The 23,811-nt window shown below is 41.1% G+C and carries 14 protein-coding genes; 9 read left to right on the top strand and 5 right to left on the bottom strand.

Annotation, left to right across the window (positions count from 1 at the left end; translation table 11 throughout):
- Window positions 1-92: 92 nt before the first annotated feature.
- The 5 genes from JET16_RS20635 to JET16_RS20615 all read right to left on the bottom strand — a co-directional run bounded on the left by JET16_RS20635 (window position 93) and on the right by JET16_RS20615 (window position 5,475).
- On the bottom strand, window positions 93-1,052 hold the full coding sequence (locus tag JET16_RS20635) for a DNA cytosine methyltransferase (RefSeq protein WP_199619876.1): 960 nt from the start codon (window positions 1,050-1,052) through the stop codon (window positions 93-95).
- Window positions 1,053-1,293: 241 nt separating this feature from the next.
- A complete protein-coding gene (locus JET16_RS20630) occupies window positions 1,294-2,481 on the bottom strand; it encodes a DUF262 domain-containing protein (protein WP_199619875.1) in 1,188 nt (395 codons plus the stop codon).
- Entirely contained in the window at window positions 2,482-3,093 is a 612-nt protein-coding gene (locus JET16_RS20625) for a hypothetical protein (protein ID WP_199619868.1), read from the bottom strand. It lies immediately after the preceding gene.
- A gap of 2 nt (window positions 3,094-3,095) precedes the next feature.
- Window positions 3,096-4,235 (bottom strand): DNA cytosine methyltransferase, encoded by a 1,140-nt coding sequence (locus JET16_RS20620; protein ID WP_199619866.1) that lies wholly within the window; start codon window positions 4,233-4,235, stop codon window positions 3,096-3,098.
- Window positions 4,236-5,058: 823 nt separating this feature from the next.
- Window positions 5,059-5,475, bottom strand: a complete 417-nt coding sequence (locus JET16_RS20615; RefSeq protein ID WP_199619863.1) for a very short patch repair endonuclease — start codon at window positions 5,473-5,475, stop codon at window positions 5,059-5,061.
- A gap of 121 nt (window positions 5,476-5,596) precedes the next feature.
- Between JET16_RS20615 and JET16_RS20610 the strand changes: the two genes are divergently transcribed.
- The 9 genes from JET16_RS20610 (at window position 5,597) to JET16_RS20570 (ending at window position 23,779) form a co-directional block, all read left to right on the top strand.
- Complete coding sequence (locus tag JET16_RS20610) at window positions 5,597-8,317, top strand: hypothetical protein (protein ID WP_199619861.1); 2,721 nt, start codon at window positions 5,597-5,599, stop codon at window positions 8,315-8,317.
- 11 nt (window positions 8,318-8,328) lie between these two features.
- On the top strand, window positions 8,329-13,953 hold the full coding sequence (locus JET16_RS20605) for a DEAD/DEAH box helicase (RefSeq protein WP_199619859.1): 5,625 nt from the start codon (window positions 8,329-8,331) through the stop codon (window positions 13,951-13,953).
- Complete coding sequence (locus JET16_RS20600; RefSeq protein ID WP_199619847.1) at window positions 13,950-15,062, top strand: PD-(D/E)XK nuclease family protein; 1,113 nt, start codon at window positions 13,950-13,952, stop codon at window positions 15,060-15,062. Before JET16_RS20605 ends, JET16_RS20600 begins: the two co-directional genes overlap by 4 nt.
- 186 nt (window positions 15,063-15,248) lie before the next feature.
- Entirely contained in the window at window positions 15,249-16,118 is an 870-nt protein-coding gene (locus JET16_RS20595; protein WP_199619843.1) for a phosphorothioated DNA-binding restriction endonuclease, read from the top strand.
- Window positions 16,119-16,557: 439 nt separating this feature from the next.
- Window positions 16,558-18,144 (top strand): response regulator transcription factor, encoded by a 1,587-nt coding sequence (locus JET16_RS20590; protein ID WP_199619840.1) that lies wholly within the window; start codon window positions 16,558-16,560, stop codon window positions 18,142-18,144.
- Window positions 18,141-19,904: a sensor histidine kinase gene (locus JET16_RS20585; RefSeq protein ID WP_199619837.1), complete on the top strand. Its 1,764-nt coding sequence runs from the start codon at window positions 18,141-18,143 to the stop codon at window positions 19,902-19,904. The genes JET16_RS20590 and JET16_RS20585 overlap by 4 nt, the downstream gene beginning before the upstream one ends.
- A gap of 85 nt (window positions 19,905-19,989) precedes the next feature.
- Window positions 19,990-21,381 (top strand): ABC transporter substrate-binding protein, encoded by a 1,392-nt coding sequence (locus tag JET16_RS20580; RefSeq protein ID WP_199619834.1) that lies wholly within the window; start codon window positions 19,990-19,992, stop codon window positions 21,379-21,381.
- 653 nt (window positions 21,382-22,034) lie between these two features.
- Window positions 22,035-22,970, top strand: a complete 936-nt coding sequence (locus JET16_RS20575) for a carbohydrate ABC transporter permease (protein WP_233531972.1) — start codon at window positions 22,035-22,037, stop codon at window positions 22,968-22,970.
- A 2-nt stretch (window positions 22,971-22,972) separates the two neighbouring features.
- The gene (locus JET16_RS20570; RefSeq protein ID WP_199619831.1) at window positions 22,973-23,779 is read left to right on the top strand and encodes a carbohydrate ABC transporter permease; all 807 of its coding nucleotides are present in this window, start codon (window positions 22,973-22,975) and stop codon (window positions 23,777-23,779) included.
- Window positions 23,780-23,811: the final 32 nt, after the last annotated feature.

The following is a 23,811-nucleotide window of genomic DNA, read 5'->3' as shown; positions in this document are numbered from 1 at the left end:
CTCCTAGTTTTTTCTTAGAGTGTAACATGACAAGCACTTGATTTGGAAAATGAAAAACAGCCCCCATCATTATTAACGGAGACTGTTTGTGTTTAGCCATGTGCTTTTCTAATATTGCTACGTGTGTTTTCCATAAGGCATTTCATAATTTCTAACCCAACTGCTTGTGCTACAGGTGGTGGGAATGCGTTTCCTATTTGACGGTACTGTGCTGTTTTCTTGCCAGAAAAGAGCCAGTCATCTGGAAAGCCTTGTATTCTTGCAACCATTCTATTGGTTAGTCGTGGCAACCCAATAAATTTATCCTCAGGTGCTTCATCTGCGATTCCTTTACCATCTACTCCAAGACTAGCCCAAGCACGTTTAGCACGAGTTGGCCCTAAATCTGGTCCTCCATGTTTTTTAGAACCACCTACTATTGTTGGAGCAATATCGTTAGCCCAATCCTTCCATCGATGGGCAATTTTCCAACCACGTTCTGACATTAAATCATATAAGACCTCACCGACAGTAGGTGGTCTATTTTCGTGTGGTTGTGGCCAACGATAATTTATTGCTAAGTCGTTTCTGATAGCAACAAAGATGACTCTAGGACGCAGTTGGGAAACGCCAAAGTCAGAAGCATTCAGAAGTCTCCATTCCGCTGTATATCCTAACTTTGTTAAGGAATCAATTATTTGCTTTCTGTACTCATCAAAGACTGAATCGAGCATCCCACGAACATTTTCAAGCAAGATTGCTTTGGGGCGTATTTCACCAACAAGTCTAATGGCTTCTGGGAACAGGTCTCGTTCATCTTCCTCGCCAAGTTGTTTACCTGCTTTAGAGAATGGGGGGCATGGTACCCCTCCTGCAAGAAGATCTATTCCTTTATAATCTTTCCCGGAAAAGTTTCGCAAATCACCTTCGAGAATATTCCATTTTGGCCTATTTAATCGCAAAGTATCACAAGCAGGGGGTTCAATCTCGACAAGCCCAACATGCTCAAATCCAGCAAGTTCTAATCCAAGGGCTTGTCCCCCTGCTCCAGCGCAAATTTCTAATGAATACATTTCGTCCTCTCCTAACCTTCATCAAATTTAGAGTATAGAGAAGTAAGGTTCTTTACAATTGTTGTCTTAAAACTATTATATCGAACTGGTGTTCTATTTTAAAGGAAAATTTAATTATGTTCCATCTGAAATTAGTAAGCTAGAAAAAGTACCTTGAAAATCAAATACAAAATAAAGTAGAGAAGACGAGTGTCTTCTCCACTAGTGGTTACTATCCAAATGTAACAGAATCACAGCATTCTCAGTGCAATTCATCATCGTTATCAACTTCTTCATGATCAACTTCATGAATAATTGTAGGAGAAAAATCATTGATCTTTTCTTCTAATTTAATCAATGCATCATAAATTTTACGATCACTCTCAACGCAATATTTTTTAATTATTTCAAATCTAATGACTCTATTGCCAAGTTTATTTATTCCTTCCGATGATGCTAATTTATATTTTTTTATGCCTTCATAAACCTGTGTGCAATGAGTGTCATTAATAAACAAGTCCAATTCATTTTTAAATTTGTTGTATATCCTAACAAATAAAGAAAATTTTTCGGTCATTTCATTAGTGACTTTTATTTTATTTTCCAATAAATCAATACTTACACTAAACATCGTATACATTTGTGATTTCTTTGAAATAAAAGAAAACGTATCGTTATTAGTGAATTTATCTATAATATCCATTGCTTCTGAGATAAGCTGAATATTTTCTTTCTTATCAGGATAATCGAACTTCAAATCATCATAAGTTTCATTTATTTTTTTGCTAGTTGTTTGATCCACAATTCCTTCTCTTGCTAAAATAATAATACCGCTACAATATTCGACATCTTTCATTCGTCGCACATCTGACGCACTAAAGACTTTATGCTTTTCCCAAAACTCATCATTTGCAAGTTCTTTAGACGTATTTCCAAAATCATTATCTAAGCTATTTCTCTTTTCCTGTTCATTTAGACTATAATCGGTCAAGTTTAACCTGTAAAACATCCTCTTTATATCATCGATTGTACAATTCCTGTCAATGTTCACGATAGACATACTATACATCCAAATATGCTTCTTTAATTCAGGGGATAGTTCTGAAAAGGTCATATTTGTAAACTCTATTCGATCTTTTACTGGAGTCAAAAGATACCGTTCTTGAAGTTTATATTCTCCAGAAATAAAGTCTATAATAGCGTTTATTCGTTGTTGACCATCAACGATGTGCGTTATGGTATTCCCAGTATCTGGATTTATGTCGGCCGGCCACAGAAAGATTTCAGGGATAATCCAGTTAAGGAGTATCGTTTCAATTAGACGAACGTTATCTTTGGTCATCCATACTTTTCTTCTTTGATAAGAATTATCAATGATGAGTTTTTGATCTTTAAAATCATCGTAAATTTCTTTAACGGTTAATGTATTCCTTGAAAATTTAAACTGCATTTATACCACCCTTGTTTTCATACTGTTTATTGTTAATAAGTTATATTCTTCAAAGTCTTCCCAACTGCGATAGATTCTATAAGTAATATCATGTTTTAAATACAATTTGCTTCGTAACTGTTTACTTGAATTAGTTGAAAGATCACTCCACTCTTTTCTGCAACGGTCAATCTCTCTTAAGTTTCTTTCATTTATATATCCCCGATAGATTTCTCTAGATATATAACCGTAAGTCCTTTCGAACTTAATACTATATGATTTCCGATACAAATCCCAAAAATATTTGAACAGATCTTGAGATATTATTGCAATATCAATATCTGATTTGTTTTTACTTTCGGTATCCCGTTCGAAGGATTTAAAATTCTTTTTGGGGGCCAGGCTATAACCTATTTTTCCACTACCAACCATCATTACATTATTAAAACTAACACCAATATTTGTGCTGACAATATCTTTAAATTCATCAATAGTTGGTAGTAGTTCTCTTTCTGGTATATTAAGAATTTGACTAAAGTACCAATAGTATGATTTTACAATATATTTCATATAGAACTGCTTTACATCTAGGACCCCTAAATCCGTTTTGATCTCGTCTAATGAATAAATCATAGTTATCGATTCCTTAGTTTATTTTCATCAATATTGTTTAACAAAAAAACCTTTAACTGCTCCGCGATTCCTTTGCTCATCAAGAATGGGACACCATTACCGATGGTTTTAAATTTACCAGTCAAACTTAATTCTGGGTTTATTACGAATTCTGCAGGTAAAGATTGTAACGCAAGTGCTTCCGCAACGCTAATTCTCCTACTTTTATATGGATGTAAATGAACTTCGTTGTTTCCATAGGCTACTGTTGGGGAGTATCTCCAACGATGAAGTCTTTTGTACGATTTTCCGCTAACATCCCCCTCGTTTAATGTCTCCATTTTCACCTTCCCTTGTCGAGGTGTAAAATAATCTTGAGAATTAACGTGGTTATTTACATCATTTTTCTTGAACCAATGCTCAATTGTTAACTCCTCCAGAATGCCAGTTGGGCATTCTCTATTTCCATTCTCGATAAATGTATCTTGATTTGGCCAAGGTATTGCTTTGATGTTTTGAAGAGAATAGTTTTCACTATTACCCCAATGAAATGTATTTTTGAGGATCTGCTTCATTTCTTTTATTTCAAAACGACATATATTCCTGTGTATGCCAACAAGTATGATTCTCTCTCTTTCCTGTGGCACGCCATATTCTAATGAATTTACCAACTTTTCAGTAAGCAAGTATCCTTTTCGAATAAAGGATTTTTTAATCTTCTCATACTCTTCTCTGTGCTTTTTTGTTGCCCAGAGCCCCTTTACGTTTTCAAATAAAAAGAAATCAGGAACTTGTTGCAATATAATTTTTTTGTAGCTGGTTGTTAGTTTTCCATTAGCTCCGGATATTCCCTCGTTTTTTCCAGCTACTGAAAAATCAGGACATGGGGGGCCCCCGATAAAGCCAACTAATGAATTTTTTCTATCGTTTTCTATGTTTTTCGTAAGTTCTTCTTTTTCCTTTCCTTTTAAAAAAAAATTAATATCGCAGTTAAAATATCCTCGCTGTGGTTCCCGTAATCCAATTAATGCTCTTGCATATTGATATGCACTCATAAAAGCTGCATCATATTCATTAACTAATTGTATACTGTACCCAGCGTACTCAAATCCTAGATCTAAAAACCCAGCGCCTGAAAAAAATGAATATATTTTAAGTTCCATATCAACATTCCTATCTTATTCTAAATGATCCTATCAGACCATAAAATATTATAGCATGAGTCCTTGCACAATTTATACAACAAGTCGCACATCAATCTTCTCTAAAATGATTATTGATAAAATGTGGAGAAAAATATAATGCGAGGGAGGTTAATAACTCTCGAATTCTTGATGCTATTCAAAAGAATAAGATGTTTTTTATTAGATTCAAGTCCTTAGGATTATCTAACTGGAGTGAACCAATTGATCTTTCATCTGTACTACCTTCTTCTTCTAATAGAATTCGATTTTACGAGTCAATCTCAGAAGGTCGCGGAGAAGAATACAGAGCGGGTATGTATCCAACAAATTAATTTGGCGACGTCCGGACAGTTCTTGCCAGCCATCCAGGAGTATGTCCGACGAAACGTCCGAATCTCTGGTGTGCAGATAGTGAAGGAACGGACGACTTCCCACAACATCTAAGTGGAAGTGAATGCTGATACATTCCAAACATCCGAGAAAGTACGTGACTTGTAGCTGAAACTAGTTCCGGCCAAGTTCGGCCTCGACTTCCGATCACCGCCAATTTCTCATTACAACAGGGACTAGAGACAATTACTGCACACCAAACGAAAAACGCGTATCTTCTCAACCAGCTCGTAGTTTCATACAATGATCATATGTGTGGTGAAGGGATGTCTCCGGTGATTGCTGCAACAGGCGCACGCTCTAGGGGCATCCTTTTCCTTTACTGAGACACGGTCATTATATTCGTCAACTCTTGGACAGGCAATTCCGGCAGCTTTCGGGCATGCTTCAGCATAACATCGAGGTTCTCGGGTTATTTTTTTCTTTCTTTAATAAACGTTTCAATATTATTAATTGTGGTTTCAAAATCTTGCTTTAGTTCGTGTTCCCATACTCTATATACATGCCATTTTTTTTCGATGTAGTGGTTTGTTACTATCCGGTCTCTTTCTTTATTACGTTCTATTTTTGCTTTCCAATATTCCTCATTGCTTTTCGGGATATGTCCGTGTTGTTCACAGCCATGCCAGAAACAAGAATCAATAAAAATGACGATCCGATATTTCTTTATTGAAATATCTGGTTTGCCATGAAGAGATTTTACATTTTTTCTCATCCGTATTCCTCGATGCCATAAAGCCTTAGCGACTTTTATTTCAAGTTTTGTTTCTTTTGATTTAATGGCTTGCATATTTTTTCTTCTTTGTTCCGGAGATAATACGTCGGGCATATCACTCACTATCCTTTTATATATCAATATTGACTAAATAATCGTTGGTCAGTCAAAGGAATTATGTGGATTCATGTCGAAAATAGGGGAGTACTCTTTATACATCTAAAGGATGATTATTGTGACCCCAGGATACAAAAAATGGAACCAGGTTCTGTTCGACCATTTTTTCGGCCCACACAATTCTAATAAAGTAGTTTATTTATATGTTAATGAAGACCTGATTATAAAACTTGGAAAAAAAATCGGTGTATCAGACGATATGGCTATGAAAGATTTTTGTCTCTCTGTCAGATCGTATACGAATAACAGTGAGGAGCTATTTGAAAAAGCATTTATTTGGGGGAGGAAGTGGAATAACCAGGGGCGAATTGGAATTCCTCCCTTTATCTCTTTCTTAGCATTGACAGTCCTTGCAGCAGTTAATATGAGAACAAATGTCGAACTTGGAATAAGTGGAGGTAATTTTTACCATCCCCTCCGGGAACTTCTTAATATGAGTGGTACCGGAATGCCGAGAGAGTTTGATAAGTTTCAAAAATTATGGGAATATTTGCGTGATTGGCAAGAATCCCATAATGGAAAGTATGGGTACATTAATATCTTTAATTTTAGTACTAAATATACATCATACGCCCGTTCTCAGTGTCTTGTGAGAGATACAGAGAGAGCGCAGTTATATGAGTTTTTTTATTGGGCAGGGTACAAGCCTGGGTTACAAATTAGTATTAACCAAATGATGGATAACTTAAACGTTTATTTGTCGTCCAGGGCTGGGAGATTATCCAGATTATATACACGAAATAACTCCGAGATTAAAAGAGCCATTGCTGAAACTATTCTCCATGAGTATTCTAGGTGGTCTGGTCACTCCAAGCCACAAGACGGCACTAAGCTGACAAAACCAAGCTATTATTTGAAACAGTTAAAACTGTTTGTTTCGTTAGAGACAGATTTACTTGCGCAGAAAGTAAATATTAGTTTTATCGCGCTGGTTAACGACGAAATTTTACTTGGTGAAAATGATGAAGAAATGTCGGACTCCACTGTCGAGGGGTTTAACTTTAAAAACAGCACTTTCAAAAAATATTTGCATAATGAAAGATTGAATGAATCATTCTTTTTTGACTCAATCAATAATAAATTTAGATTAAAATTTGAAGGCGCTGATTACTTCGTCTTCAGAAGAGGTCAAGACTTAGGAATAAGAGGATGGGCGAGCAGACAAGATCTGCAGGCTGGTCATGAGCACTTATTACTCTTCTTGGATGATAAGAAGATTACAATAGACGCATGGATAAAAAACAACCAACTAGAGTATAAAGAACGAAAATATTCTGGTACTCCGACTGGATGGCGTTTTTACAGCATATTTATCCCTGATCGTGACATTGTATTTTTTGATAGATCTATAAAATATAATAATGAAAAAACTTCTCTGCAATTCTACGGAGGACTAAGAGTGGGGAATCAGGAATGGTTGCTTGACGCCCCTCCTTTACTCTCTATATCTTCACCTATAAGATCTGTTGTAAGTATCAATGATATACCTGCATTCAGTCTCGTTGAGGGTGTTGACAATATTGATGTTAGAGAAATAGGAATAAACAACTCTGGAGCATATACTTTTTCGATAAATAATGTGAGTAAATCAGTTATTCTGAGGAACGACAGAGTCCACTATATCGACAAAGATAATTTTACACCTGTCAGCACACAAGCTGAGTATGGTGAACTTAAAATTGCAGGAACTTATATTTACAATAACCTTGAGAATATTAAAGAATGTTTTGAACTGAGAAATGGGCAAGTAATCTTAACTGTGGATGGTGTGTCTGTAAAAAAATCGAAACCTTCGTACATACACGGAGCACCATATGATTTAAAACGAAAGTACGATTTGTTGGATGTATCATTCTCAAAAGGTACTTTAGAACTTAGAAATGTTGATTTGTTTTTAGAGTATTTGACACTTAGGGAACAAGGGAACTGGAATGTTTTTTTAAACGGTATCAGTTGGTGTTTTAACGATGACAAGCTACGCTTAACGGCTTATGATTTAAGGCTAAAACTATCTCAATTAGGATTTGCAGAATTTGCTAGGCAAGGAGATACAAATGAATATTATTGGCGGATTATCCCTACATCAGCTGCCTTTATTCCATGTGCTGAGCCAATAGTTTGCATTTCCGGCGGACGAACACGGGAGATGATAAAACAATGGCAACAGTCAGGCGGGAATATAACAGATATTCTTTTTTCATACCCAACCAATGATCGAGAGCCAATTTCTGTATATGCGTATTCAAAGACAATGGAAGAAATGGAGTCATTTCTCAAGCATCTTAATATTCCGTACAATTTAGGTGAAGACTATTTTGGATATCATTTGGCAAAATGTCTTCCTTCTCTGCAATCGATAATTATAAATGGGGACGACCAAATAATCCCTATAGGCGATCATTGGAAAGTTACCTTCTGGGATGTAATTCGGTCGAGATGGTCGGATAACGGCCCATCTAAGTTAAAGCAATATACCAGCCGTTTTGGTGAATTAATTTGTATTTTGGATAAAAATGGAAGAAAAATAAAGGTTGACAGGGATGCTGGAAAATTATATTTGGCTGCAGATGAAAAACAAAAAATATTTATCTACAAAAACCACCAACTCCGACTTAAAAAAGAATACACATTACCCGAACTATACGAACGTTCACTGACTTCGTGTATCGGTCAGTGCCCAATCATTGAAGGTTCTTACAAAGTATATAAAAATGTTCCGCTAGAAGTTGCGTGGTCAATAGTTCATAAGCTCGGTTTCGAACTTATATTCATTAACTAAGGAGAATTGCTATGGAGAATGTTCTCGGGTTGTTCGAAAGAATGAAAGAAATGTATATTCGGTATATGGATAGCCCTTTTGCTCTAGGACATGATAAATTATCAGAAGAACGAAGAGCGATATTAGAGCAAGAGGGTAATATTTACCAATATCCTTATATCGAAGCACTACCTCCTTTCAAGAGCTCAGGGATGCATGTTAAAGATGTTTGCATTGAGTTAGGTATTGATACTGAATTTGCCGATTTTGCAGATTTAGGTTTATTTAGTTCGAAGCTAAAAATGCACAAACATCAGTACGAAGCATTTAAACAGGTCGTACGTAATAAGAAAAACATAGTGGTTACTTCGGGTACAGGATCGGGCAAGACAGAAAGCTTCCTTATGCCTCTTATTTCAAATATCCTTACTGAATCCAAATCTTGGGCAACCCCAAACGCTAGTGCAGAAGATTGGTTTGTTACGAAAAGTAAATGGCTCTCTAAAAGAAATCATGAAAAACGAAAGGCTGCAGTACGCGGCCTAATATTGTATCCGCTTAATGCTCTTGTTGAAGATCAACTGGTGCGATTGAGGAAAGCATTAGATAGCGATCAAGTGAGAACATGGTTTAAGAAAAACAGAAGAAATAACAAGATTTATTTTGGTCGATATACAGGCAAAACACCGGTGCCAGGTAAACCGACAAACTCCAATAAATTAAGCCAGTTAAGAAACTCAATGAAAAAAATGCTGGCCAAACAAAATGAACTTCGCTCTCACTTTGACAATATGATCCGTGCTGCGGCGAACAATCCAGACTTTAAGATAAAGCAAGAGATTTCTGTGGAACTTCAAAATGAAATTGATTCTAAGATCTTGTCTGCACCCCAATGGAATTCCTCTGAAATTCAACTTATTCAAAGCAAATTATCAGCGAAATTAGATGAGAAGCTTGCATTTCTCAACCAGGTGGATGGTTCTGAAATAATATCCCGTTGGGATATGCAAGATTCACCCCCGGATATCTTAATAACTAATTTTAGTATGTTAAATATAATCTTAACCAGAGAAATTGAGCAAAAGATATTCGAGCAAACACGTGAATGGCTACAAGAAGATTCCAATCATACATTTCATTTGGTTCTTGATGAATTGCATGCTTACCGCGGCACAGCTGGGACTGAAGTTTCTTACGTTCTTCGCGCATTATTGGATAGACTTGGACTTAAGCCTGATAGCCCTCAACTGAGAATAATGGCTACAAGTGCATCTCTTGATGACAATGGAAAACAGTTTTTGGAAGATTTTTTTGGTGTCCCAATTAATAACTTTGAAATTATTACAGGTGAACGCGAAAGCGCAGAGGTTTATCCGTCCAGTCATGAATTCAAACTTAGAAAGAATAACTTTGCAGAATTCTATAAAGTCGGTGAATCTGCTGATTGGACTGCTGCATGCAGCACCTTATGTAATGATTTCGGAGTGATATATCATTCAAATGCACCTGAAGAGAGCTTATTTAACGTTCTTAAGTCGAGCGGGGCTTTACATGCTTTAGTAACAGAATGTGAAAAACCAAAATCAATTAAATACCTTTCTTCTCGATTGTTCGATGAAGAACAGGATCTGAGTTTTATTGGCGGGTTGTTGTTAGCAGTAGTCAAAGCAAGAAGTAAAAATGAGGTTATATTGCCTTTAAGAGCTCATTTGTTCTTCAGAAATTTTCAGGGACTGTGGGCGTGCTCTAATCCCGATTGCTCAGAAGTTGAGCCGCAATATCAATATTCGGGCAGAACTATTGGCAAACTATATAACCAACCCCGGATTCAATGTTCTTGCGGTTCAAGGGTGTTGGATTTTTACTACTGTCAAAACTGTGGAGACAACTTCCTGGGCGGATATAAAACCCGAGATAACACAGCCGATTCGTATAACCAATACTTCTTAAGCGCAGAATTTCCTGAAATCGAACAACTGCCTGATAAGTTACCACCGATCAAAAAATATGGGCAGTATGCAGTCTACTGGCCATCTTTAAACATAGATACTGATGTAAAAGAATGGGAAAGGACTCCTTCTGGTGACGATAATCTAAATACTAAGCAGAAGAAGTTAAAGTTTAAGTGGGAGAAAGCTGAGTACAAACCCAGATTGGGTCAGATATGCTCTGATCAGCATCATGCGACGGGCCATTGGTATCAAATATCCGAATTAAATGATATTGTACCTCAAATTCCTGCATTTCCAATCAAATGCCCTAACTGTGCTGATGACTGGGAATTGATCCGTACATCGGCAGGTCCTCTTCCTATTGAAAGTGAGAAACGTACCAGGTCGCCAATTCGGGGACAAAGAACCGGTTTCGATATGATTGCACAAGTTATGTTAGACGCCTTAATGCGGGAATTACCAGAAAAAGAGCAACCAAAAGCAGTGTTATTTTCGGATAGCCGTCAGGATGCGGCAAAGTTGTCAGCAAAATTGGAAATAAATCATTACAGGCAAATGATCCGTTATGCAGTTATGAAAGTTGTTAGAGAACAAAATGTTGCAGTCCGCAGTTTTATTAAACAGGTCAAAGGAGAGTCGGTAACAAATGAGGAAGAATTATTGGCCGATTCATTTAGGAACCAACACTTTATTGAAGCGACTCTTATCGAGGGACTGGTATTAAACAGAAATTTACCTCCAGCAAGATTAGAAGAAGCAAAGCAACTTTTAAAATCTGCCGAAAACTTCCCTAAATTAGGCGATTTGTGGGGAAGCATTGAGATTGAACTGCTTAAGGTTGGAATAAATCCAGGAGGACCGGAAAACTCTCTAAAGAGATACTTAGGTATTAATTGGACCGAGATGTATAATTGGCTAGACAGAAATAATCTTTATCCAATTACAACCAGTTTGAGTGCTAATAAACAAGGTTACCGAGAAAGAATCCAAAATTTCTTGCGTGAAAGAGTTATTCAAGATGTCCTGTTTTCTCAGAGAAAAAGGGACTTAGAATCTATTGCGTTAGCAACAATCACTTCTGATCTGGATAAACAGTACATTGATTATCTTGAAAAAGAACCTGCCTTTTGGAAAGAGCTTGTAAATAGCTCCATTAGGATATTGGGAGGTTTACGCCGTTTTGATACAAATAAGAAACAAAGTGAGATGCCTCCGAAACAGTTAACAGCATATTGGAGAGCAGTGGCAAAGGTAAATAATATTAATGAAGAGAAATTGTTAGAGCGTGCACATAAACTAATGTCTTCATTACATGGTGTTAAACACTATTTGCTACAATCGGATCATCTGCACATTATTCCGTATGCCGGTAAGCTGTTCACGTGTCTAAGATGTCATAGAATTCACTTGCATCAATCGTGCAGTACGTGTACCGATTGTTATTCAACATTAATTGAAAGTACATTTGATGATTCAGTCAGGAACGATTATTACCGATACTTATCTATCGATAATAAAACAGTCCGTCGTTTCCATTCTGAAGAAATGACGGGGCAAACTGATCCGGAAGAAGCATTAAAGAGACAGCAGCTCTTTCAGGGAATTTATGAATCGACTGATATCCCTCTGGTGGATGAAATTGATGTTCTTAGTGTCACAACAACTATGGAAGCCGGTGTTGATATTGGTTCCTTACGTATTGTCGCAATGTCTAATATGCCTCCACAGCGGTTTAATTACCAACAACGTGTTGGTCGGTGCGGACGCCGTGGTTCACCATTGTCAGTTAGCTTGACATTATGTCGTGGCAGAAGTCATGATGATTGGTATTTTGATAATCTGGATAAAATTACAGGCGAACCATCTCCACAACCCTATATCGACTTGCAATCAAAAAAGATACTCAGTCGCGTTGTAAACAAAGAAATCTTATTTTATGCGTTTAAAGAAACAGGGATTTCTGGCGAGGATATTGGTGGAGAGAGTGTTCATGGACAGTTTGGAAACAGGAATGACTGGAGTTCGGTTAAAGACCGCATTCAGACATATCTTTCATCTTCTGATGGAATGCGGCGTTTGGATTCAATAATCCAAGCGCTTTCTATAAAAGCGAAAATTTCTGAAGAAGATAAAACAACTTTAAAAATGTTTATTACGAGCGGAATGTTCACTGATGAAATTTCGAGGATAGCTAATGATACGAGATATTCTTCTAATGCTTTAAGTGAGAATCTTGCAGCTGCCGGTTTATTGCCAATGTTTGGGTTCCCGACACGGGTAAGATTAATGCATCATGGGCGGAAAAGTAGCTATACTTCAGTTCAAAATTTGGATAGTGAAACTGTAGACAGAGATCTTGAGATGGCAATTAACGACTATGCACCAGGATCTGAAGTTGTTAAGGATAAAGTGAAACACCGTGCAGTTGGTGTTGCACATTATTGGATTCAAGGCAACAGGGTGATGGCTGAAAGTAACCCGCTAGGAGAAGTAAAATCAATCGCTTTGTGTAAAGATTGTCATATGTTATTTGATAAAAACCCGCCTGCAGAATGCCCTTCATGCCGAGGGATACTTGATGCAGTTGAAAGCTCATATAAATCCGTTCGTATATCTGAACCCTTGGGTTTCAGAAGTGATTGGATTAAAAGAGACTACACAGAAGAGTTTGAATGGTCATCAAGAAGCTCTGTACCTAGATTAGCGTTGGATGGAAATAATTTTGACGATCAATCTCGTCAAGTGTATAACACATTATTTTCATGCCAAGAAGGCGATGTATATACAATAAATGACCGAAATGGTTCGTTATTCACTTTTCAAAAAGCCCAAAATGAGTTTGAAGGTTGGATTGAAACAAGCACAAGAACTGACGAGTATATCCCCCCCTCATTATCTTCAGTTAAAGAGACTGTGGCTCTTGCTGCAATTAAAAATACTGAAATACTTGTCATTTCTCCTAAAACTGTTGAAGCAGGGATTACATTTGATCCAACTGTGCTAGGCGCACGTTCTGGACTGGTCTCTTTCGGTTATTTATTCAGGAGGATTGCTACAAACCTTTTGGATGTGGATGCAGATGAATTACAAGTAGGTATCCGATCTAGTTACAATAACATCGCACAAAGTTTAACTGGTCAAATCTTTCTTGGTGACCGTCTAATAAACGGAGCAGGTTATGCAAAATACTTGGCTCAGGAATCTATTATGAAAAAAATACTTGATGATCTGTGTGTTGACCTAAACTATATACCTAAACTCAGAGATCATAAGTGTGATTCATCTTGTTATGACTGCTTAAGAACTTATGAAAATATGAATTACCACGGCATTCTTGATTGGCGACTTGGACTTGATGCTGCTCAACTTTTAAGAGATGGTAAGGTTCCGCAAATCAGCATTCGATGGAGGGGGTCTGTTGAAAAGTCACTTGATAATCTTACTGAAAGTTTTAATGGGAGTATCGAACCTACTTGGTTTTCTGATGTTCCCGGTCTTAAATTCAATATTGATGATGAAACTATTGTCCTCTTCGGACACCCATTTTGGAATGTTACTAATGAGGATTATTTCACTCGTGAGTTAAGCCAGGCGACTGCAGAGGCCGAACTAAATGCAAGGGTAGTTAGACATTTCAACATTTTTGATTTAATTCGCCGGCCAACGTGGGTAATCCAAAAAGTGATTGAAGGACAAGACAGATGAGATTACTCGACTGGCCATTACCAGAGAAAATTACACATTTTACTCCAAGTAGTTATGAAACATTTAGAAAATGTGCCTTGCAAGGAGTATTATCCAGATCGCCTCAGTATAAAGAATTTATTTATCTAAATCCAAAAACGTTGATCGGTTCTGTCTGTCATCGAATTATTGAAAGTTTAGGGAGAGGAAATTTTGATGATGTTCAAGAAGGAAAGTTGGCAGAAGAAATAGATAAACAATATGATGAGCTATGTTCGGATCTTTTTGTAAAATCGAAGAATAGTATATACCCGACTCAATATTCTTCACCTCAAAAGTGGCCAGGATATTACATGCGTTTAGCTCGTCTTAAAGTAATAACACACAAGTTATATCAAGCTAGAAAGTCAAACAGATCAGTAATTAGAACAAGCGGGCAATTTATTGAAAAGCAAATAGAGGTTTTTGGAGGAAAACTCAAGGGGAGACCAGACCGGGTTGTCTTCGTCTCCTCAAATGAAATCCTTATTGAAGATTACAAATCTGGAGTAATATTTGATGATGAGTCTAGAATTTTAATTTCAATAAAACAGCAGATGTTATTTTACTCAGCGATCTTGCATAAGGCATTTCCAGAGAAAAGATTACGTTTTAGAATAGTCCCTTTTAAAGGCCAACCATATGAGGAAATTGTAGACATTAAACAAGCAAATGCCCTTGCTGAAAAAGTTGTTGAATTATTAAATGAAGTAAATTCGATTATCACAGGAATTGAGTCATCTAGCAGGAGCTTTCATGATCTTGCTAATCCTGAAATTCAGAACTGCAGGATTTGTTCTTTCAAATTCCGGTGTAACCGATATTTTGATCATTCGTTTCCCGAGAGTGAGTTAGTTAGTATTCGTGGTAATTTTATCGATTTTGAACAGAATACTATTACATTATCTGTTACAACAACAACAATTAATCAAATAGTAAAGATTAGACACCTATCTGAGCCAAAATATGTTTTTTTAAGAACATTAATTGTAGGGACCTTCGTCATCTTTACAGAAGTCAAGCGAGTTGTTAGTCAAGGCAATATATTATTATTCGAACCAACAATAAGGACAATTGCCTTGTATGAATAATTTTTAAATTTTTTCTTTAAACATCGCTGTTACTATCTCTTAATCTTATTGGATACAGATTACAGTTCACCGAGTAACGGCCTCGTAATAGACGAGTTGGGAAGCATTGCTTGTATTTGGTTTCAGTTGGCTACAATATTGCAGTTGTATTATTATCAAAGGCTAATAACTTTTGCGGGGACCGTTATGAATATACAAGAACTGAAGGAAAAACTTACGAAACTAACCATATGGAAGAAAAACGGGCAAAGAGCTCCTCATAAACCGTTGTTAATTCTCTATGCATTGGGGCAGTATTTAAATGGAAAAACAAAACTGCCATATGAGGAAGTAAGACATAAACTTAAAAATTTACTCATTGAGTTCGGTCCATCTCGTAAATCATACCACCCAGAAGAGCCGTTCGTTCGGTTAGTCGGGGACGGGATATGGCAACTCAGTACAGAAGTTGATAGAAGAAGTCCTAACGACAAAAAACTACTCCAAGAAGGAGTAGCTGGTAGTTTTAATGAAGACATTATTTTGCTATTGGATAGAAACAAAACGTTAGTCATGGAGATCGCAATGGAAGTGTTGGAAGAACATTTTCCAGACACGATGCATGAAGATATACTTGAGGAGGTCGGACTTAACTTCAATTTAATTAAGAGAAGATCACGTGATCCGCATTTCCGGGAGAGAGTTTTGAGAGCGTATGAGCAAAGGTGTGCGATTTGCGGGTTCAATGTTCGGTTAGGGAAGAATCTTGTTGCGGTTGAAGCCGCTCATATTCAATGGCACCAAGCCGGTGGACCTGATCGGGAAGATAATGGGATTGCACTTTGTTCGTTGCATCACAAACTGTTTGACCGTGGAGTTTTTACGATTTCATCTGAAAGAGCACTGCTTGTTGCCGAGGATGCAAGTGGTACCCAGGGTTTTGAAGACTGGTTAATGAAGTATCATGGGAGAGAAATACGCAGTCCGATCCATCCTGATTATGCTCCGCGAGAACACTTTGTTGCTTGGCATTTTCGTGAAGTGTTTAAAGCACCTGCAAGGTATACAAGTAGTTGAATACGCAAGTACATGTATTTTATCCGGCAGTTCAGTGCATGTGCAAGATCCCGCCCTACTAATCATCTTGTAGTAGGGCATTTCTGTCCCATAACATTGACCCACACCCACGCTAATGTAAAATAGATTCATAGATTCAACAGGGGGAGATACACATAAAACGCATCGGCTGAAGACGAATCTTACCGACAATCGTGCTGATCGCAATCTGCTCGGCATTCACTGTAAGCGGTTGCACACAGGCCGTCATATAAGGTCATATACAACAGCGAGAGTGGCACCGATTTTGACAAAATGCCGCTTCCCTACGACAAGAACTGGATTACCGGGGGAAGTGGAGATCATTTTGCCGTATGAGGCCAATCTGCTATTCAAGGGAAATATTTCCGTACCTGCTGATCGTCAAACAAATCACCGATGGGAACTAGAGGAGATCGTGATGAAACCGATTCGAATTATGATCGTGGACGACGAAATATTGGCAATTAGACATCTTGAAAATTTAGTTTGTTGGGAAGAGCTTGGTTTTACTGTCGCGGCGAAAGCATTCACGGCGAACATGGCATTGGAAATGGCGGATGCCGTGAAACCGCAAGTTATCTTTATGGACATCCGTATGCCGGCCATGAACGGGCTTGAGCTGAGCCGGCGGATCCTTGCCAATAACAGCAGCGTAAAGATCATTTTACTTACTTCCTATAAGGACTTTGAATATGCGAAATCGGCGTTGGAGATCGGAATATCTGGTTATATGCTGAAGCATGACACCAATGCCGACAATTTGACGGAGCAGTTGATCAAGCTGAAGCGGGAGCTGGAGGCTGAAGCGGAGCGGGAGCGGTTCGTATTCCGGCAGCACTTGAAGGGTGTTGTGGAAGGCGGCGAGCTTCCGGGCCATGTGCTTGAGACAGTGGAACGAAGCGCGAGAGAATCCGGAACAAGGTTTCTCTTGTTTTATTTGCATGCCGACGTTCCGTTTCCGGTCCTCGATATCGGCGATTATTCTATATCAGGTGCACTTCCGAATGCGGACGAATGGGGGGAAATATGTGGAAATGGTGAATCGCGTGGACTGCAATGGATTGAATCTGTTGTCCTGAATAGTGGAAAACAGCTCGTACTCTATTCAGCCGCAGCGTACTCGGGGGAGAGGCAATTGTTGTCGGATTCCTATTCAACCGCATCCATGCTGCAGTCTGAAGCGGCTAAGCGGGGCCGGTCCGTATCGATCTTGATATCCCAAGCATTCACCAAAATGGAGGCGCTTCCAAAGCTGTATCGCGAGTTGGACAAGAAGTCCTCTTTATTTATTCTGTACGGCAAACAAACGATAAAATACGCGCAGGAGCTTAAACTGCCGGACAGCGGCCTCCTCGAAGAGTGGCGGAGCAAAGCCCAACATATACGAAACCTTCCGAATCAACACGATGAAAGGGAGCTCGCGCGCTGTTTGAAAGCCGTATTTGCGGAAATGAAGACGGATCGTTTCCATCCCGAGGGCTTGAAGCTGATTTGCAATGAGTTCATCCGCATCATGGAACGGCAGATGCAGAGCAAAGGCATGCCGTCTTACGGCGATTTAGTCCGGAAACATGGCGCAGCGCAAAGCGGCAGGTGGCATTCCTTGGAAGACATCAAGCAATGGTTCATAGACGAGATCGGCCGCATCACGGAATATTCATCTCAGGCCGCATCCTACTCCAAGAAGGTTCAACAAGCGGTACGCTACATTCACGAGCATTATAAGGAAGAGCTGACTGCGGAGACCATCGGGGAAGCGTTGTCGGTTAGCGGCGACCATCTCCGCCATCTGTTCAAAGCCGAGGTCGGCAGAACGGTCTCGGATTATTTGACCGGCTGCCGCGTAGAGAAAGCGAAAGAGCTGCTGATGACCGGCCAATACAAGATCTATGAAATCTCCGAGCTGGTCGGATACAAGACAAGCCAATATTTTAGTCAAGTGTTTAAAAGATGGACAGGCTTAACACCTCAAGAATTTACGGAAAGCACGGTGAAGGGCAAATGAGGCGGGGAATTAAAGCCAAGATCATCTTCAGCGCGGCTTTGATTATTACCGTCGCCCTTCTGGTCAGCGGCATCTTCACGGGCGGATATTTTCGAAACATTCTTAAGATCCAGGTTATGAAAGACGAAGCGATCAAGATCAGGCAAGCCTCGGGGCAAATCCGGTACATTCAGGACGATATCCGGCAGCTGGCCCAATACATCATTGTGGACGGAGACATCCAATTGCGCATTAATTCTTTATACTCGGAGGACCTCTATGAGCGTCTTAGCAGCGAAGACTGGCTGTCCACGAAACTGAAAAACTATTTGCTGCTTAAAGATTATATCGACAGCGTCGTTCTGGTCGCTAAAGACGGGAAGGTCATATCCTCGAACCCGTTGTTCAACAGCTATTATTCAAGCAGCTTGGAGGAAGACTGGCATACAAATTTCATAAATCGGAACGTATTTTCCGGATTTTCCGAGAGGCACGTCTGGAAACCGGGGCAGGCAAAGATCAACGCCGTTAGCTACATCATTAACTATAATCCTGATTTGAATCCCCGCAGCAAGCTGCATCATCTGATCGTCCACATCAACTTGGATTACTTGATGAGAGCGATGCCTGCCGATCTAACCGATTATGATGCGGTTTATTTATTGGATGCGAACAATCGCCCGCTTCTGTCCGCCGGAGAAATCGGGAAGGAGTCCGTGCCGATCGAGCCGCTGCTTGAACGGGCCGGTTCCGGATCCGCCTACGAAGAGGAAACGAACGAACAAATCGTTCACGTCAACCAAGCGATGTTCGACCATTGGAAGCTGATTACGTTCAAATCCAAACGAGACGTATTAAAGAAGATCGATTTCGTCTATTATTTCTTTACCGTATCGACTATGGCGAGCATTCTCCTCATCATGCTTACATTGACGCCTGTTATTGCGAACATTACGAGACCGATCCTTAGGCTGACGAACGCCATGAAGCAAGCCGCCATGGGCAAGCTCGATACCGTGGTGTCCATACGCAGCGGCGACGAAATCGAGCTGCTCGGCAACGGCTTCAACCGCATGCTGCAGGATATCCGGAAGTATATCGATCAATCGATCGAAGACGAGAACATCAAGCGGAGGCTGCAAATCGACCTGCTGCTGTCGCAGATCAATCCGCATTTTATTTATAACACCTTGAATACGGTTATTTACATGGCCCGGGAGCAAGGCAATCACGATATCGTGAAGATGATGGAGTCCTTCATCCGGCTTCTGCAGGATACCGTTACCGTTGCGAAGGACGGATATTTCGCGACCGTGAGAGAGGAAATCAGCCATGTGCGGGACTATCTGACGATTCAAAATTACCGTTATCCGGAACGGTTCGCCGTTGACTGGCGCGTGGATGAACAGGTATGGGAGGAGCGGATTCCCAAAACCCTTCTTCAGCCTCTTGTCGAAAATGCGCTGTTCCATGGAATTATTCCGAATCCCGAACAAGGGACGATATCCATCTCCTTGCTTCGGGCGGACCAACGTCTTCAGATCAAGATCGCGGACAACGGTGTCGGCATGGACGCTGCATTAATTGAAAAATTCGGCAGAGGCGACGAAATCAGCGATCCCGGTTCCGGGATGCGCCCGATCGGTTTGGCCAATGTCAGGGACCGTATTCGCAGCTATTACGGATCATTATCCGATATTCGGATTGACAGCGAAATCGGCAAAGGCACGCTCGTCTCGATTGAAATACCTTTGAGCGCCCCCGGATTTTATACAAAATAACCGGATTATCGTGTTTTGAAAGCGGATTCAAATTGTTATTTTGTAGATGTACCGCAAACCACACTTTATTGCAGGGGGATTGTCAATGAGTAAAACAATCAAGTCCTTATTTTCCGTGATCGTTGTGCTGGCCATGCTGGCATCCATGCTGGCGGCATGCGGCGGATCCGGCAATTCGGGCAATTCGGCGTCGGAAGGCTCGCCGGAAGCAACCGAACCCGCGAAAGAGACGGCAGCCGAGACTTCCGGCGAAAGCGAAGCGGCAGAAACAGAAAAGAAGCCCGAGGATTACGCCGGAACGATCACCCTTTGGGGATGGGACCAAAACTATTATGATACGACGTTCAAAGAATTCAATAAAACATACCCGAATATTAAGCTCGAAGTAACGAACGTGGCTGCGAGAGATTATTTGCAGAAATTGCAGACGACCATCGCATCCGGAGGAGAGCTTCCGGACCTTCTGGTCGGAGAGATGGGCTGGCGGGGTAAAGCTTTCAACCTGAATGTCTGGGAAAACCTTGAAGCGGCTCCGTACAATTTCGACAAAAGCTTGGTGTTCGATTACCTGCATCCATTGACAAGCAACCCTAAGGGGGAAATCGTCGGAATCGAGCAATCCGTAACGCCCGCGGCTTTCGCTTACCGCCGCGACTTGGCGAAAGAATACTTCGGTACGGACGATCCGAAGGAATTGGAAGCGATGTTCCCGACATGGGACGCTCTGATCGAGAAAGGTAAAGAAGTAAAGGAAAAGAGCGGCGGCAAAGTGTTCATGTTCGCAAGCACGGGCGACTTGTACAATCTCTTCCTGGGCCAAAACCAGACGCCATTGCTGCAAGACGGCGCGTTGAACGTAACCGGCCGGGTGAAAATCGCTCTGGAATCGATCATCAAAATCAGAGACGCCGGAATCGTGGATAAGCTTGAGCAATGGTCTCCGCAATGGAACGCCAGCTTCGCGGGCGGACAGCATATCTTCTATCCCTCGGCGAACTGGAGCCCGCAATTCGTGATCAAGACGAACGATAAAGACGGCTCCGGAAGATGGGGACTCATGATACCGCCGGAAGGCCCGTTCTCCTGGGGCGGAACGGTATTCGGGATCAACAAGGACAGCAAGAACAAAGAATTGGCGTGGAAATACATCGAATGGCTGCTGCTTACGAAAGAAGGAGCGGAAATCAGCAAGACGTTAAACTTCTTCGTTCCGTTGAAATCGGTATATGAAGACCCGCAATTCTCTTCCGTCGTCGATCCGTTCTTCGCCGGGCAGGATGTCGGGAAGTTCTGGATGGAAGACGTGGTGCCGAAAATCAGCCTGCCGAAAATTTCGGAATATGACTCGATTCTCACTCCTTCGGTCAAGGTTGCGCTTAACGTCTTGAATTCCGATAAGAATGCAACGCTGGATGACGTTCTTCCGAAGCTGATCGAGGAGATCAAAGCGAAGGTGCCGGGCATTGAAGTGAATTGACACTCCACACAGCTAAAGCCGTGGGATTCTTGGGTAGTTAGCATACTCAGTTCATTTCTGCTTCGTACAACTCCCAAGTTCAGGGCTGTGCCATCAGCCCGTCCTAAGACAGTGCATATAGCATCTTAGGCTGGCAGACTGTTACCATCTACCACAGGTGGGCGTTCAGATGTTTTTACGTCTTGTGCTTGACGGACTCCATAGATTTTACGCTCGGAAAGTCTACTTTACGTCCGAGCAACCTCATATCTATGCTGTTTTCAATGAGCGAACACCTGTTTTTATTTTATCAAACCGATGAGTGTCGAGCAACTGAACTGCCCCAGGCAGTCCTTGCTCGAAGCCGATTCATCTCATGCCTAATGACAAGGGTTTTCACGGCTAAAAATTCTGTATTATCAACGGAAACGGCAGCTATAGAAGAATCCATTCGAATATAGCTGTCTTTTTCTACGACTGACCATTTAACGAACATCCACCTACTGCGGCAAGACGACACACCTAATGTTTTAAACGTTCATCCCGGCGGCAAAAATAGACTACATTTTTACCAAAAATGGACCTTCGGCAGCGAGTTGACTCGACAACTTATATGTTTTACTTGGTCAGTCGTAGTTTTCTTACGCACTAAAGACAAATGGAGAGATACAAGTATGGGAACCCAATCGGAGACTCTGCATAAGAAAGGCGGACCCGTCCGCATCGGCATGAAAGCGTGGCCCTATTTGTTTATGGCTCCGTTCCTGCTGTTATATCTCGCTTTCCAAATCTACCCGATTTTGTACTCCTTCGTCATCAGTTTTACGAGTTGGGACGGGATCGGCGAAAAACAATTTATAGGTCTTCAAAATTACGTGCACGTATTTTCGAAAGACATCTTTTTCTGGAAATCGGTCGGCAATACGCTGTTGATCATGCTCATGTCGACTCCGGCGACGATTGTTTTCGGGCTGCTGCTCGCCGTGTTTCTCTTCAATCTTCCGAGATTCAAATCGTTCTTCCAGACGGTAACCTTCATTCCGTATATTACAACGCCTGTAGCGATCGGATTGATCTTCGCGCTGCTGTTCGATTGGTCGGCGGGTGTCGTAAACACGGCGCTGATCCGCACGGGCCTGCTTCAGGAAGGGATCAATTGGCTCGGGGAACCGTTAAATGCGCGGTTGGTGACTTCGCTTATGATCATTTGGAAATATACGGGGTATCACATGGCTATCTATTTGGCGGGCATGAGCGCGATACCTTCGGAGCTGTACGAAGCCGCAAAGGTGGACGGGTCGTCTCCGGCCAATACGTTCTTCAAGATCACTTTGCCGCTGCTCGCGCCGATCACGATGTTCCTCATACTGACCGACTTGATCGGCGGATTCAAGATGTTTGACGAACCGCAGCTGCTGTTTGCGGGAGACGGAGCGAATATGTCCGTCGGCGGCCCCGACCGTTCGGTGCTTACCGTCGTATGGCATTTCTACGATGTTACCTTCGCCACCTCCAGATTCGGGTACGGGTCGGCCGTCGCCTTTTCGCTATTCTTGATCATTATGGCGTTCAGCGCCGTCAGCTATAAATTAATGAAGAAAGAGGATTAGTGATGAGAAGAACGGCACTGAACGTATTGCTGCTCCTGGTTTCTGTCATTTCCATCCTGCCCTTCTACTTTCTGATCGTCATGACGACCCGCGTGACCGGAGATATCTTTAAAGGAAAAATATTTTTGCCCGGCGCCTATTTCGCGGACAACTTCAGAACGGTGCTGGGGAGCAGCTTTTTTCACAGTTATTGGAACAGTATTTTGGTATCGGTTACGGCCACGGCCGTATGTGTGTTTATCAGCGCGATGACGGGGTATGCCTTGACGAAATACGAATTTAAGCTGCGGGGGGCTTTTTTCGCCTTTATCATCGGGACGATGATGATCCCTCCGCAAATCGGGATGATCGGTTATTTGATTGAAATGCGGTTTTTGCATCTGACGGATTCGCTCGTCCCGCTTATTTTGGTATGGACGACGAACGCTTTCGGCGTGTTCTGGATGGCGCAGTACATCAAATCCTCCTTGCATACGGAGCTGATCGAGAGCGCAAGGGTGGACGGCTGCAACGAATTCAGAATCTTTCTGCAGATCGTGCTGCCGGTCATAAAGCCCGCCGTCGCGACTTTATCCATGGTCATCTTCCTGTGGTCTTGGAACAACTATATGCTGCCGCTCGTGCTGGTCAACAAAGAATCGTTGTTCACGATTCCGCTGAGCATCAAATCGCTCGGAAATATTTACTATACGGACTACGGCGCCAGGCTGACCGGGCTGCTGTTCGCGATATTGCCGCTGATCCTCATTTTCGTACTCGGCTCGAAAAGCTTCATCCGCGGTTTGACTGCAGGGGCGGTGAAAGGATGATGAAAGGGGGAGCATCATCGTCCGAATTGCAG

The organism is Paenibacillus alkalitolerans, from assembly GCF_016482785.1.
Classification (GTDB): Bacteria; Bacillota; Bacilli; order Paenibacillales; family YIM-B00363; genus Paenibacillus_AE; species Paenibacillus_AE alkalitolerans.
The sequence above is the reverse complement of the archived record's forward strand: the minus strand, read 5'-3'. Positions and strand labels throughout refer to the sequence as shown.

Excerpts from the sequence above, each read along its gene's own strand:
- JET16_RS20635 (WP_199619876.1), bottom strand. The coding sequence starts at position 1,052 with ATGTATTCATTAGAAATTTGCGCTGGAGCAGGGGGACAAGCCCTTGGA.
- JET16_RS20630 (WP_199619875.1), bottom strand. The coding sequence starts at position 2,481 with ATGCAGTTTAAATTTTCAAGGAATACATTAACCGTTAAAGAAATTTAC.
- JET16_RS20625 (WP_199619868.1), bottom strand. The coding sequence starts at position 3,093 with ATGATTTATTCATTAGACGAGATCAAAACGGATTTAGGGGTCCTAGAT.
- JET16_RS20620 (WP_199619866.1), bottom strand. The coding sequence starts at position 4,235 with ATGGAACTTAAAATATATTCATTTTTTTCAGGCGCTGGGTTTTTAGAT.
- JET16_RS20615 (WP_199619863.1), bottom strand. The coding sequence starts at position 5,475 with ATGCCCGACGTATTATCTCCGGAACAAAGAAGAAAAAATATGCAAGCC.
- JET16_RS20605 (WP_199619859.1), top strand. The coding sequence starts at position 8,329 with ATGGAGAATGTTCTCGGGTTGTTCGAAAGAATGAAAGAAATGTATATT.
- JET16_RS20600 (WP_199619847.1), top strand. The coding sequence starts at position 13,950 with ATGAGATTACTCGACTGGCCATTACCAGAGAAAATTACACATTTTACT.
- JET16_RS20595 (WP_199619843.1), top strand. The coding sequence starts at position 15,249 with ATGAATATACAAGAACTGAAGGAAAAACTTACGAAACTAACCATATGG.
- JET16_RS20590 (WP_199619840.1), top strand. The coding sequence starts at position 16,558 with ATGAAACCGATTCGAATTATGATCGTGGACGACGAAATATTGGCAATT.
- JET16_RS20585 (WP_199619837.1), top strand. The coding sequence starts at position 18,141 with ATGAGGCGGGGAATTAAAGCCAAGATCATCTTCAGCGCGGCTTTGATT.
- JET16_RS20580 (WP_199619834.1), top strand. The coding sequence starts at position 19,990 with ATGAGTAAAACAATCAAGTCCTTATTTTCCGTGATCGTTGTGCTGGCC.
- JET16_RS20575 (WP_233531972.1), top strand. The coding sequence starts at position 22,035 with ATGGGAACCCAATCGGAGACTCTGCATAAGAAAGGCGGACCCGTCCGC.
- JET16_RS20570 (WP_199619831.1), top strand. The coding sequence starts at position 22,973 with ATGAGAAGAACGGCACTGAACGTATTGCTGCTCCTGGTTTCTGTCATT.